Genomic DNA, 14,114 nt, shown 5'->3' on the forward strand with positions numbered 1-14,114 from the left:
TACCCACCCAACTCCGATACAGGAACAATCCATCCCCATTTTATTGCAGGGAAAAGACTTGCTGGGTAGCGCCCAAACGGGCACAGGTAAGACTGCAGCCTTTGCTATTCCCATTCTTCAATTATTGTATCAGGAACAAAAACGGACCAATAGACTGCGTAAAATTAGAACACTTGTGGTCACTCCTACCAGAGAACTGGCCATCCAGATTGGAGAAAGTTTCACTGTTTATGGTAAATATACCGGTGTAAAAAATACGGTCATTTTCGGTGGGGTGAAACAAGGCAAACAAACGGATGCGCTTCGCAAAGGGGTCGATGTTTTAGTCGCCACCCCTGGACGGTTGCTGGATCTCATGGGTCAGGGTTTCATATCTTTAAAGGATGTTGAATATTCTGTCCTCGATGAGGCTGACCGCATGCTGGATATGGGGTTCATCCATGATATTCGTAAGATCATTGCTAAACTGCCGGCCAGGAGACAGTCCCTTTTCTTCTCTGCAACCATGCCGCCTGATATTGTCGCGCTTTCACAAAAACTACTGGGCAGTCATCCGGAGAAAGTGGCAGTAACCCCGGATCAAACAACTGCAGAGAAAGTGAAGCAGGCGGTTTACTTCGTGAGTAAAAAAAGCAAAGTTAAACTACTGATCCACCTGATGAAGACAGAATCACCTGATTCTGTTCTGGTTTTCTCCAGGACAAAACACGGTGCCAATAAAATTGTACGTTTACTGGATAAAGCTGGCGTAACAGCTGAAGCCATCCATAGCAATAAATCACAAACTGCTCGACAACGCGCATTGGGAAATTTCAAAAAAGGAACAACTCCTGTTTTGGTGGCAACCGATATAGCCGCCCGGGGAATTGATGTAGATGAGCTGGCCTATGTGATCAATTATGATCTACCAAATATTCCAGAAACGTATATCCACCGCATAGGTAGAACCGGCCGGGCAGGCCTGAGCGGAATCGCGGTATCCTTCTGTGATGGTGAAGAAAGACTATTTCTGCGGGACATTCAAAAGCTGATCGGCCAAAAGATCCCAGTGATCAAGGATCATCCTTTTAAGAATGAGACAGAAACAGCAGAGGTCGCAAGTGACTCAGTCACTCTGACAGGTCGGCAACGCCAACAAGCATTAAAGAAAACCAGTGGGAGTGATCAAAAACGCCGTAGATCGCGTTCCAGGAAGCGGTTCTAAGGCGACTTTTTGCCGCGGATAGACACAGATAAAATGAAATTGATGCGACCAGAATATATTAAGAGAAGAGAATAAATCGACCGAAATGGTCATAAGGATAGAAACATGAAAACATTTGAAGAAGCCGGCCTCCTTGATGATGTGCTCAATGCCATTGCAGAGCTTGGTTTCCAAACACCAACACCTATTCAGGAAAAAACTATTCCACACATGCTTTCATCTGACCGGGATATTATAGCTTCTGCACAAACTGGAACCGGTAAAACTGCGGCCTTTGGTTTACCCATTGTACAGTTAACCAAACGGGAAGATAAACGAACCCAAACCTTGATCCTGTGCCCCACCCGGGAGCTGTGCATCCAGATCACCAAAGATATGACGAACTACTCCAAATATCTTAAAGGCTTGGGTATTGTTCCTGTCTATGGTGGAGCCAGTATTGATACACAACTACGTGCATTGAGAAAAGAAGCTCAGGTTGTGGTGGCTACACCCGGCAGGGCTATGGATTTGATTAAACGAAAAAAATTAGTCCTGAAAAATGTTGAGCGAGTGGTTCTTGATGAGGCAGATGAAATGCTCAGCATGGGTTTCAAGGAGGATCTTGAAGCTATTTTAGCTGAGACCCCGGAAGAACGACAGGTCCTGTTATTCTCTGCTACTATGCCCCGGGCAATAATGAATATCACTAAAAAATATATGTTCGATCCAATCCAGCTTGCAGTTGCCAAAGTTGACACGGCTGCTGCAAATATAAAACACATGTATTACATGGTGCATGCCCATGATCGGTATGAGCTGCTAAAACGGGTTGCTGATATAAACCCCGATATTTATGGAATAGTATTCTGTCGCACTCGCCGTGAGACAAAAGAAGTTGCTAGCAAATTAATGCATGATGGCTACAACGCAGATGCCTTGCATGGTGAATTATCGCAAGCCCAGCGTGATGAGGTCATGGGACAATTCAGGAATCATCGTTTACAGATATTGGTTGCCACAGATGTAGCGGCCCGGGGTTTGGATGTTAATGATTTGACCCATATCATTAACTATAATTTGCCAGATGATGCTGAAATCTATATCCACCGTAGCGGAAGAACGGGTCGGGCAGGTAAAAGTGGAATCTCGATTGCTATTATTCATACTCGAGAATTCAGCAGGATCAGAGTTATTGAGAAAAGGTATAAGATCACATTCGCCAAACAGACCGCTCCTACGGGTAAGGATATTTGCACCAAGCAGTTGTACACTCTCATTGATAAAATTGAAAAAGTTAAGGTTGATGAACAGCAGATCGAGCCATTCTTACCCGCAATATTGAAGAAGCTTGAATGGCTGAGTCGGGAAGATTTGATAAAACACTTTGTCTCAGCAGAATTTAATCGTTTTCTGGATTACTACAAAAATGCTAGAGATATCAATGTTTCCAATAGCCCGAAAACGCAGAAGAAGAAGAGCCGGAATGAAAGGCGTAAGACTTTATTTGCTCGCTTGTTTATCAATGTGGGATCTGTTAACGGCTTAAATCCTACTCGTCTGATCGGCCTGATCAACCAGGCGCTGGACTCTGGAGATGCCACCGTTGGCAGCATTGAGGTGATGAAAAAATTTGCTTTTTTTGAGGTCGATGCTGCAGTTGAAATGAAGCTGACAAAAGCCATGAATGAGATGACCTTTGATGGTGTTTCACTAGCGGTAGAAGCATCCCAGGCAAAACCACCAGGAGCCACTAAATCAACTGAATGGCCGCCAAAGAAAAAAAGAGGTTATCCCAAACGGGATAGTCGGAGTGGTGATCGGAAAAAACGCAGTTCAGGTGGGCGTCGGAATCGCAGAAAATAGGGACTAATAGTTGTAATTCAGTTTGAACGGTTGCCTATAGTTATGGTTCTTCCCCTAAATGCGTTCCTGGGGTCATAGGAAGAAGCGTCAAAATGGTGAATGAGACCTGATTTATCTGCTAAAGAAATATCCCGAAGGCGGTGCATTGAGCCTTGTCGAAATGGATTAAATATGAATAGCTACCCGGCATAGCTGGAAGCGACGCCGGGTGGCTATTCTTGTTTTTCCCTTTCAGGGAATTTAATCCAGGTTAGAATTGGAACTTGCTACCTACCTTGATTGAAGAGAAAGAATTTTATTCCTGTTAATCGAAGAACAATATTCAGGTATAGGTACGCATTATGACGATGAGCCATAATATTTACTACAAATTAGTTTTGTTACACCTGCTTAAGCGGGAATTCGTGATTCATAATCTTGTCTGCAGCTCCAAGACGAACGTGCACAAAAATTTTAATCTTCTCTGACAGAGCAGTGACTTCATCATCGGGCAGATTTAGAAATGCTTCGAGTTGTTGCTCGGTTTTGATCACCGTGGAGAGCTGTGCTTCTACCAGATCTATGGCTTCAGCGAGGATATCGTACTTGGGGCCATGAGCACAGGGAATATTGTAGATAGCTGGTTCGGTTACCGAATGGACCCCTGTGGAGAACCCAGCACCAATAAAGGCCAATCGAGCATATTTATAAAGATCTGCTAGCTGTCCGACCCGGTTCCAGATGATGACCGGTTCATGAGCATATTGATCAAGCTCCGTTCTGCGGATAGACTTGAGCATGGTTCGGTAAAGGGCAACTTCCCAGGGGATGAGATCCCTTTCATGTACTTCATGGGGGACGATGATATGCAGATAATCCTTAGTAGCCAGGGATTTGGAGATTGCTCCGGTTACAACATCAAGATCAGAAGTGACGACTGACCCATACACAATGACCTGTCGGTCAGAAATGGTTTTAGCAGAAATCATTTCCGAATCATTGGTTTTAGCTCGTTCATTAACTTGGTCGAACCTTGAGTCACCCACCACATCAATAGGACCCTTATAGAGCACCTTAAGAAGGCTTTTAAGAGATTCGGAACCAGTGTAGACATGGTCGATATGCTGGAAAATACCTCGATTGAACTGTCTTATCACCGGCTTTAGGCGAGTTGAGTCCTGATACAGGTTGGCATTGATCAAAATATTCCGAACTTTATTTCGATGAAGAACCAATTGCAAATTTGGCCAGATATCATGACGTGTGTTGATCATGAGTGAGGGTGACAAGGCTGTTACAAAACGATACACTCGGGGGTAAATGTCCCAGGGTAGAAAACAGACACCATCAAAGCGTGTGTCGTGAGATACCTTATAATAAATAGTAGCTGAGGTAAAGGTCTGGAAAATGTAAACATTCAGCTTGCGTATCCTGGATAGGAGTGGTTGAATTTGTTCAAACTCACCAGCAGACGCAGCGTGTAGCCACACAACTGGTTTTGGATCAAGTTTTACTTTATTATTAAAACTGAGCAGAATCCTGTTAATGTCTTTTTGACCAGCCAGACTTCCGCCAAGTTTATCGTTAAAGAAAGCGACAATCCAGACAACAGGAAGAGCCAGTAATAGAGTAAGGTTATATATTAAGTAAAAGAAAAAACTCATTGATCCTGAGAGGCAAGAATAATATCAGCAAACTCACGAAAAGCGCCATCACCACCTACGCGATCAAGCAGGATATCTGGTTTCAAGAGATGAAAAGCCGGAGAGCTGGATGGTGAGGCAGTTAAACCCGCTACCTGCATAACGGTATAATCGTTAACATCATCACCAATGTAAGCGACTTGATCAGGAGTTAGTTTATACTTATCGAGCAATATTTCGAAGACAGTAAGTTTATCATCTATACCAAGAAAAACATCCTTGAGTTTCAGCTTCTTTGCGCGAGCGGCCACAGCAGGTGATTTCTCACCAGTGATGATGGCAGTGGGAATGCCAGCCTCACTAAGCAGAGAAGTAGCAATTCCATCATAGGTGCTGAAAGCCTTCATGAACTCTCCAGTACCAGTATAATACATCTTGGCATCTGTCCAGACACCATCGATATCGGTAACAACAAGTTTGATCTTACCCGCTTTGGATTTTAGTTCATTTGAGATCATTCATTTCTCCTGGAGGTCGTTTATAATACCAATTGAATTAATAGTGCAGGTTGGAGGTGCGCTTGGTATAAATAGTTCTTGTTGTACAGCAGAAGAGGTCACCAGTTAATATCTTCATCCTTCAAGACAACATCAGCAGCAATATCACGGGTGACACTTTTACCAATGATCTGGTCCAGGCGTACGGGTGAAATTCCATTTCCAGGTCCCTTGGTTGTCAACATGTTCCTCTGGAGAAGTGTACCAGCGGCAATTGCAGAAACAGAAACAATGCTTTTCGACAATTTCTTAAAGATCGGTAACTCGGATGCTTGCACCTCTTTGGTTCCGCTTCCAAAAGCAGCCTCAATGTGGCGAATATCCCGAACCATTTTTTCAAAACCTCCAGGCTCCAGAGAGGCAGCATGGTCGCCGCCTTTCATGGTGCGATCCAACGTGAAGTGTCGCTCAACAATCTTAGCTCCCAAAGCAACAGCGGCTTCGGTGATGGCTATTCCAAGCTCGTGACCAGAATAACCGATAACTGAATCAGGGAAAGCTTTCCGGAAAGTATTGATCACTTCCAGATCGATCTCCTCAAAAGAGGATGGGTAAGTAGAGGTACACTGCAAAATGGCAATTTGCGGATTAAGCTGTGAGACTGCATCCAAAGCAGTTTGAACCATTTTCATGTTAGCCATGCCCGTTGAGAGAACCATGGGTTTGCCCTTGCGGGCTGTGTGGGTCAGGAGGGGTAGATTGGTTAGATCTGCTGAAGCCATTTTAAAGAAAGGAACCCCCAGGTCCTCCAGGAAATCAATACTTTCCTCATCCCAGCCTGATGCGATGAAATCAACTTCCAATTCATCTGCGTACGCCTTTAATGTGCGGTATTCAGATTCTGAGAGTTCTAAAGCGCGCTTGTGCTCACCATAAGTTTTGCCGAAAGAGTTACGGTTTTCATACGGCATCTCCAGACCTTCACGGGTCAGGATCCTTTGGATACTACGCTTTTGAAATTTAACTGCATTGGTCCCCGCGGCCGCAGCTTCATAAATAAGTTTTTTTGCTATGGCAACATCACCTTGATGGTTAATGCCTATTTCGGCGATGATGTATACAGGCTGACCAGCCCCTGCTTTTTTTGTACCTAATTGTATTGTTGACAACTTTGCCTCGCTTAGTGTGTTAAATCAATTCAAAAAATTCCGGCTTCAAAATAGAATAGATATTCCGATCTACGTTAAAAAAAATGACGGCCTGTTCGTAAATATTGAGGATCTACCAAAAAGTCTAACCCCAAAGTACACAGAGCCTGGACACAGCAAAAGCGATTACTTAATCAATTTTTGCGGCAGAATTTTCCAACAGTTGAAAATCCAGTTCAGTATCGATCTCCAGACTGTACTTTTCGGGAAAGATTGTGTATCCGATTTGGCCACCAAGACGATTTTTTGAATTTGCAAAATGTTTTCGGGTAAAAATGTAAACTGATCCGTTTTCAACATAGCGGATATCGTCTTCAGTCATATCCTGTCTCCGTGGACGGTTTAAATAATCATATTCTGCCTGGGCTTTGGATCCATCCACCTTCCAGAAAAACCGATGGGTGGGTGAGATGCTGAGGAGTGAATCAAACCCTTGATCCTGAAAATGCTGCAATGCCTTATCCAGGGAGCCAGTCGGGCGTAATGGACTGGTGGCCTGTAACAAAACGATGATATCGGGGAGATGTTCATGTTCCTGCCACCACTGGAGAGCGTGCACAATAGCAGATTCTGTTGTAGCTGTATCCGTGGCGAATTCTGCCGGGCGAGGTATGATCTCTGCCCCTGCTTGTCGTGATACATCAGCAATATGGTTATCATCCGTAGAGACAAATACACTGGTTACCAGGCTGGCGGATTGGGCATACTGGATAGAATGGGTGATGAGAGGCTGACCAAGAAAGAGTCTAACATTTTTTTGGGGAACACCTTTGGAGCCGCCCCGGGCAGGTATGATGCAATAAATTTCCATGGTGCAATATAGAAGATATGTCGCGTTTGACAGACCACAATTTGGATTTACTGGGTTTTTGAGTTAATGAGTTAATGAGTTGTTGAGTTATTGAGTTATTGAATGGAGTTGTTATTCTGTATTCTGTATTCTGTATTCTGTATTCTGTATTCTGTATTCTGTATTCTGTATTCTGTATTCTGTATTCTGTATTCTGTATTCTGTATTCTGCTTTCTGAATTCTGATTAAGGATTATGTTCGCAGACATGAAACGGCATGTCTATATAGTTTTAGTGCTGGGTTTGCTGGGGATAAGCTTTGGGGCACCTTTGGCTCGATTCGTACCTGGTTTGGCAGCCTTAACAATTGCCTTCTGGCGGATGGCTGGCGCTTCAATGCTGCTTTGGGCTCACGCTTCCCTAAAACCTCAGGGTACTCTCGATCAAAAGCACCTGGGGTCTGTTATAGTTGCTGGTATTTTTCTAGCCCTGCACTTCGTCTTTTTCTATTCAGCAGTAAAGGTGGTACCCATCGCCAATGCAACTTTGTTTGCAACATTGGCACCCATCTTCACCTTGAGCTATGAACGGTTTTTTTTGAAACGTCGATTGTCTGTTGGCGCACTGGTTGGTCTGTGGCTGGCCATCGGAGGTGCTGTGTTGGTCCAGATCTCTGCTTTGAAATTTGGTTCAGAAGAAATACTTGGAAACCTTTTGGCCTTGGCAAGTTCCGTATTTATGGCAGTGGTCTTAATTATCGCAGAACGGATGCGGAATACATATACCACCCTCCAATATACTCGCTGGCTATATCTTTTTGCGGCACTTACTCTAGGAGCGATAGGGCTGATTATGGGGATTGACCTTGGATTTACTTTGCCCGATGCAAAATGGATTTTAGCCTTGGTCATACTGCCAACCCTGATTGGTCACAACAGTATGAGCTATGCAGTCAAGTATCTCAGGCCAACTATCGTTGGATCAATGCCATTTGGAGAACCAATTCTGGCAACGATTTTAGCTTGGTTCTTATTTGGAGAAATGGTTGGATTATCAGTTGTGATCGGGGGTGGGATCACCCTGACGGGTTTAACGATACTTACCTTTAAGCGGGAAAAGCCTAAACCCGAAGTTTTTTGATTTTACCAGTGCTGACAAGTTCTTCAACAAAAGTTTTTTCTGCTTCAATATTGTGCTTGCCAGCTTTCCTTAAGATACCCTGATCCTTGAGCCAATGCTTGAGCGAATTGTCAAAATAGTGTGATGTGGATCCCACGAAAAAATCAAAGCCATGCAGGGTCACATCCCACCCAAGTAGATAAAAGTAGAAAATCGTAAAAAAACCAGTAGTTGGTCGCTTGATGCCACTCAGACCTTCCATTCTTTGCATGATTTCAAGTGGCACCATGAAATACTGATTGGTCCCAAGCCGTCGCTGAATGCGATTATGAATGGCTTCACCCTTGTGTTCCAATACTACAGGCGGGATCATCACCAATGTGTTTTTGGGAAGATCAGCACGCTTCTTTAGTCCCTGGTTGGCACCATTGACCCAGATATCTGTTTGCGAACCAACTTTGGATTCCATTCCTGCGGTGACGTAATTATTGATCCGAATAATTTGATCGAACGCATCGATCTGTTGGCCGAGCTCATGAGCTGCTGCACTGGGACCATTACCGATAATGATGACCTGACTGGATCTATGGCCAACTAAAAAATCAGGCAATTGGTTCAAAGATTGATTCATGCAGGCCAATTGCGAGCAAGCGCCTCAAAATACCGGTCATGCCAGGCAATCTTGTCCAAAAGCCTGTAAACCTCATCCAGTTTGGTTTCATGAGTAGTCCGTATTTGTTCCAGGTGAGACCGGAGAGCTGGTGTTATATGAAAGTTGGGGAAGCTGGTTCTCTGTTCTGTGGAAAAATGAGCGATTTGCCCGCTATCCAGGTTAAAGGATAACTCACCACTGGTCAAATCCTGTTTCATCCAGTATTCCTGTAAAAGAAGAATATTCGAGTTATGTAAAGACCAAGCTTTCAGGTGCTGAAACCATTTTTCCATTAGCTCAAAATCAGCTACTTCCCACATCTCGAGGCAACCCTCTTCAGTGTGCTTTTGTGGAAAGAGACTAAGTAGAGTACCCAGTACAAAAAACCCATGGATTCGGATCATACTGGTGTCAGTTGTGTCCACAGGATTACTGGTAATAGCTGAGTTGCAGTCATCATCCATCTGAAGATCCTTCCCATTCCAGAAATCCAGGACCAGGTCACGTTTGCTGGCTGGTCCAACCTGCTGAATACTCTGGTTCATCCACAGAGCAATTAACTCTGGATTACGTTCATGGGTATGCTTTAGGTTTTGACGAATAGGTTCAAAAAAGGGATCAGTGGAATACTGAACGTGCAATCTGACAGTTTTAGAACGAATCCAGCGGGGAGGCATGTTGGCCAGGGATAAAATGGAATCAGTGAGCCGTCGGGTATTCTGGCCGTCGAAGCGCATGATGGATTCAGCCTTTTTAAAATCCACGTCAGGTAGTTTTCGATTAATCACTGTTTCAAAATCAACAACATTTCCGCTTATGTTAAAATCAGAACTACCGTACAGATTGGTTTCGCCACAAAAATCTCGGATAAAATAGGTGGGAATCCCAATAAGCATTGCTTCGAGTGCTCCCGTGCTGCTGATGGAAAGTGCGAAATCAGTGCGTTGAAACTCAGTATACAAATCATCTTTAGAAACCGATAAATTTGAAGGGCAATCGCCCATTTCCTCAATCAGGTCCGGCAGGAGGTGTTTTGGAGGATGAGCATGTCCAGTCTTTGTTCCGAACCGAGGCTTAATTACAACCTCTCGTTCTGGATAGGCGTGAGCCACGTTAGCCAACTGTTGCACGAGTTGCAGTCGTTCACTACGGCTTTTGGGAAAGGTGGGTTGCTCAATGTAAAGGATGGTCTCAGGTTTGCGCCGCCAGGTCTTACTCTTTGCGTAGAGTGAATCGAAGCGGGGTAGTCCGGTAGGAACAATAGTTGTTCGGTCAGTATTAATGAGTCCGGTATTCAGGATGCGAATTCGTGATTCAGTTCCCGGAGTCCAAATCAGATCAGTAAATGAGCGGCGCATTACTCCCTTGTAAAACCCTGTGGGATAGTTTTTAAGCAAAGCACCAACATAGCCGCTGACAAGTCGTGTTGATAAACCATGGCGAGTTAAAAAGTTGCGCAAATTGACGATAAGGCGTGCGCCAACACTGCCGATCACAATAACATCATAACCAGAAAGGACTTTTTGATAAAGGGCTCTAAATGCGCCGGTCTCAAAACGGTGAGTACCGATGATTCCCTTAATATTAGCGTCAATCCAATTTTTCTTCTTAAAGCGCTGGAGCAGGAATAGGTCAACCTGATGGTCGGCTTGCAACTCTTCAATAACGGGCATTAATGTTTTTATAAAACTATCAAATTGGAGAATAAAAAGGAAGCGTGACATAAGTTACTACACAGTTTTAGCGTAGAATTCCAATAAAATGATATCCTGCGGGTTGGTAACTTTCATGGCTTCAGGAGCACCGTCTATGTAGCCCAGGCGAGCAGAAGGGATGGTTTGTTTAACCAGTCCCATTTCGTCTGTATCAGTCTTGCCTGAAGCGTGGGCTTGACGTAGAACATCCAGGTGAAAGCATTGGGGTGTCTGAACAATTCTGAGCTTATCTCGCTCCAAATTTTGAAATTCGTTACCTTTGAGCTGGACAATTGTGTCCACTGGTTTTATAGCCGGGGCAGTGCCGTCAAATGTTTTCAGTTGTTTTAGACAATCATCAATAACTCGCGCGGGAATCAGGGGCCGGGCAGCATCATGGATGAGAACGATCTTTGTGTCCCGTGAACATGCACGAAGTCCGTTAAAAACTGAATCCTGACGATTGGGTCCGCCCAATACGACATGGCAGTCAGGGTAATGAATTGAAACATGTTCCAGATAGGCAGCAGCAGTGACGATGATAACTTCACCTATTTCTGGATGATCGAGAAAAGTCTGGACAGAATAACTCAATATCTCCCGATCAGCTAATAGCAGAAATTGCTTTGGCTTTTCGGACCCAAGCCGACTTCCACTTCCGGCAGCCACAATGATAGCTGTATTCTCTTGCGTGCTCATATCGTTTAACATAGTCGATACCACCCTTATTTACAATTTTACGATTGGTCCATAATGGAGGAGTGAAGTTTATTTGTGGTTTGTTAACAAGACTAACAAACTAAAATTATCTTTGTTGATAATATTTGATTTATAACTGATCATCCACTTAAAAAATGATTGTAATCTGCCATTTCACGAAGCATAATAGCGCCATGATAAAAAATAATAATTTCAATCCGCCTACACCTGTCGAAAGTTATTTCCTTAACCGTTCCAAGCTGGATTTTCAGTATGCTCCAGATGAAAAGATCCCGCTTGTGCAGGTCAACAATTTTCCTCTGCTGGGTCAACTGACAGCATTAAGATTTCTCGAGTGGGTTCAGGATTTTCCAGAAGGTGTTGTTTCCCTACCCACAGGAAAAACCCCAGAATATTTCATTCGCTATGTAGAACATTATTTATCGACCTGGGAAACGAAGCCAACCAGGGCGTTGCTTGAACAGGTTGGCATCCAAGCGGGAAACAAACCCGATCTGCATGATCTGCAGTTTGTTCAGATCGATGAATTTTTCCCCATTCCAGCATCGCAGCACAACAGTTTCTATGACTATGTCATGAAATATTATATCAATGGCTTTGGGATAAATGAAGCCCGAGCACAGTTGATCGATGCGAGTATAATTAAATATCCGCAGGGAAAAAGCTTCCAAGAGATATTTCCGGATCTGGTTGTTGATCTTGGTTTGCGCTTCAGTCAGCCAAAAACGGGACTGGGACGACTCCAGAAGGAAGCAATTGAGCGGGTAGATGAATACTGTACGGATTATGAACGACGGATCAGAGAGAAGGGTGGTATTGGTTTCTTTCTGGGCGGAATCGGACCGGATGGTCACATTGCCTTCAATGTCCGCGGTTCAGATTATTTTTCAACTACCAGATTAACGCCCACCAACTTTGAGACTCAAGCGGCGGCAGCAGGAGACCTGGGTGGAATTGAAGTTTCCCAAAAGCGCTTGGTAATCACTATTGGTTTGCAGACCATTACTTTCAATCCTGACGCGACAGCACTGATTTTTGCAGCTGGTGAAGCAAAAGCCGGTATCGTGGCTGCCGCAGTTCAAGAGGATGCTGCCAACATTCATCCGGCTGGAGCGTTGCACAAGATGCCGAATGCCCGATTTTATATAACTTCTGGTGCAGCGGTGTTTCTGGATCGTCGGATCGAGCACGAGCTGAAAAATGAAGCGCATATTTCGGAAAATCTGATAGACCAGCATCTGATGACCCTATCCATGCGCTCAGATACTCCCATACGGGAAATCACTACTGAGCAGGTTGCCGGGAAGCTGGTTCCAACCGCAGCATTAACACGCAGCAACGCATCCCTGCCAACTATTAAGCAACGTATCTTTGATAATCTGGTTTCGAAACTGGATCGTGGTTTGGCTCCAGTGGAGAACGAGGTCTTCTTTCACACAGCTCCGCATCATGATGATATCATGCTTGGGTACCTGGCTCATATTGTTCATCTGGTGAGAACGCCGCGGAATGAACATCACTTTGCCTATTTAACCAGCGGCTTTAACGCGGTAACCAATGAATTTGTAAAAGATCAACTGCAACATGCCCTGGCCTACATGGAAACGGAACAGTATGATCATCTGCAAGATGAAGGTTATTTTGATCAGGATAACCAGATGGGGGCTCAGCGGGATATTTACACTTATTTGGACGGTGTCGCCAATCACAGTAGAACCCATAAATATAAAGGTTCCTCAAGACGCCTGATCCGAAACTTACTGATCCTTTTTCCTGAGATCAAGCTGGAGTCCTTGCCGTCAAAGATCATGGAATTGATGGACTATCTGGATTCAAGGTATCCGGGACAAAAAGATGAGCCATTGATGCAAAACCTTAAGGGTCGCATCAGAGAGTGGGAGGCAGACCTGGTCTGGGCTCATTATGGAACGCCCATCAAGAATGTCCACCATTTACGATTGGGTTTTTATAAGGGGGATATTTTTACCGAGGATCCAACCATGGATCGTGATGTTCAGCCCGTTCTGGAATACATGGAACGAATCCGACCGACAGTGGTCACCCTGGCATTAGATCCGGAAGCCAGTGGTCCTGATACTCATTATAAAGTTTTGCAGGCAGTGGCAGAGGCCATTAGACTCTACAAGAAGAAATATCCTGATGCTCCCCTGAGAGTCTGGGGATATCGCAATGTCTGGTTCAAATTCCAGCCGACTGATGCTAATATCTACGTGCCAGTATCTTTGAACTCCATGGCTATCATGCGGGAGACATTTAAACACTGTTTCCCGTCACAAATTGATGCTCCCTTCCCCAGTTTTGAACATAATGGACCATTCTCGGAATTAGCCCAGGCGATCCAGGTCAAACAGCACTCTGACATGAAACGGGTCATGGGGCGTGATTTCTGGTATGAGCATAAACATCCCAGGATCAGGGCTGCCAAAGGTTTGGTCTACATCAAGGAAATGGAACTGGATGAATTCTACACCCGGGCTACTGAATTGCAGAAGGTAACTGAGTCCCAGGGTTAAGAGAGTCAATGCCACCCGTGTTATACCATTTTTACTTCAAACTGCGCGTTATCTTCTTCATCTTTTACAGTTCTGCTTCACTTAAAATTATAACCATAGCTACCGCTATGCCTGCCTATGCCGAAGTCGGTCTCCGCGCAGGCAGGCATAAAATTTTAAGCTTACAGAACAGCAAAACTTGTCTCCCGTAGCGTGTAAAGCGTAGGGTGATATTTTGAACCTATGCGCG

General features: G+C 44.4%; 11 protein-coding genes. 4 read left to right on the forward strand and 7 right to left on the reverse strand.

The features are described 5' to 3' along the window. Together U9Q77_05950 and U9Q77_05955 are read left to right on the forward strand one after the other, a co-directional pair. Positions 1–1,204 (forward strand): DEAD/DEAH box helicase (locus U9Q77_05950; protein MEA3286900.1); only part of this gene is annotated, 1,204 nt, incomplete at its 5' end. 105 nt (positions 1,205–1,309) lie between these two features. After that, on the forward strand, positions 1,310–3,049 hold the full coding sequence (locus U9Q77_05955) for a DEAD/DEAH box helicase (protein ID MEA3286901.1): 1,740 nt from the start codon (positions 1,310–1,312) through the stop codon (positions 3,047–3,049). A gap of 380 nt (positions 3,050–3,429) precedes the next feature. Here the strand turns inward: U9Q77_05955 and U9Q77_05960 are convergent, their stop codons facing one another. The 4 genes from U9Q77_05960 to U9Q77_05975 form a co-directional block, all read right to left on the reverse strand. Next, complete coding sequence (locus U9Q77_05960; GenBank protein MEA3286902.1) at positions 3,430–4,692, reverse strand: glycosyltransferase N-terminal domain-containing protein; 1,263 nt, start codon at positions 4,690–4,692, stop codon at positions 3,430–3,432. Then, entirely contained in the window at positions 4,689–5,189 is a 501-nt protein-coding gene (locus U9Q77_05965; GenBank protein MEA3286903.1) for an HAD hydrolase-like protein, read from the reverse strand. Before U9Q77_05965 ends, U9Q77_05960 begins: the two co-directional genes overlap by 4 nt. 98 nt (positions 5,190–5,287) lie before the next feature. Next, on the reverse strand, positions 5,288–6,337 hold the full coding sequence (locus U9Q77_05970) for an N-acetylneuraminate synthase family protein (GenBank protein MEA3286904.1): 1,050 nt from the start codon (positions 6,335–6,337) through the stop codon (positions 5,288–5,290). 169 nt (positions 6,338–6,506) lie between these two features. Further along, a complete protein-coding gene (locus U9Q77_05975; protein MEA3286905.1) occupies positions 6,507–7,187 on the reverse strand; it encodes an acylneuraminate cytidylyltransferase family protein in 681 nt (226 codons plus the stop codon). A gap of 246 nt (positions 7,188–7,433) precedes the next feature. On the opposite strand from U9Q77_05975, the gene U9Q77_05980 reads away from it, so the two are divergent. After that, a complete protein-coding gene (locus U9Q77_05980) occupies positions 7,434–8,306 on the forward strand; it encodes a DMT family transporter (GenBank protein ID MEA3286906.1) in 873 nt (290 codons plus the stop codon). Here the strand turns inward: U9Q77_05980 and U9Q77_05985 are convergent. From U9Q77_05985 to ispD, 3 genes are read right to left on the reverse strand one after another with little or no spacing between them, the layout of a single operon-like run. Beyond that, on the reverse strand, positions 8,287–8,916 hold the full coding sequence (locus U9Q77_05985) for a glycosyltransferase family 29 protein (protein MEA3286907.1): 630 nt from the start codon (positions 8,914–8,916) through the stop codon (positions 8,287–8,289). The genes U9Q77_05980 and U9Q77_05985 overlap by 20 nt on opposite strands. Then, positions 8,913–10,661 (reverse strand): DUF6716 putative glycosyltransferase, encoded by a 1,749-nt coding sequence (locus tag U9Q77_05990; protein MEA3286908.1) that lies wholly within the window; start codon positions 10,659–10,661, stop codon positions 8,913–8,915. Before U9Q77_05990 ends, U9Q77_05985 begins: the two co-directional genes overlap by 4 nt. Positions 10,662–10,667: 6 nt before the next feature. Continuing rightward, positions 10,668–11,330: a 2-C-methyl-D-erythritol 4-phosphate cytidylyltransferase gene (gene ispD, locus U9Q77_05995; protein ID MEA3286909.1), complete on the reverse strand. Its 663-nt coding sequence runs from the start codon at positions 11,328–11,330 to the stop codon at positions 10,668–10,670. Positions 11,331–11,524: 194 nt separating this feature from the next. Between ispD and U9Q77_06000 the strand changes: the two genes are divergently transcribed. After that, positions 11,525–13,885, forward strand: a complete 2,361-nt coding sequence (locus tag U9Q77_06000; GenBank protein MEA3286910.1) for a glucosamine-6-phosphate deaminase — start codon at positions 11,525–11,527, stop codon at positions 13,883–13,885. Positions 13,886–14,114 lie beyond the last annotated feature (229 nt).

This window comes from Candidatus Neomarinimicrobiota bacterium, from assembly GCA_034716895.1.
Classification (GTDB): domain Bacteria; phylum Fidelibacterota; class UBA8477; order UBA8477; family JABMPR01; genus JABMPR01.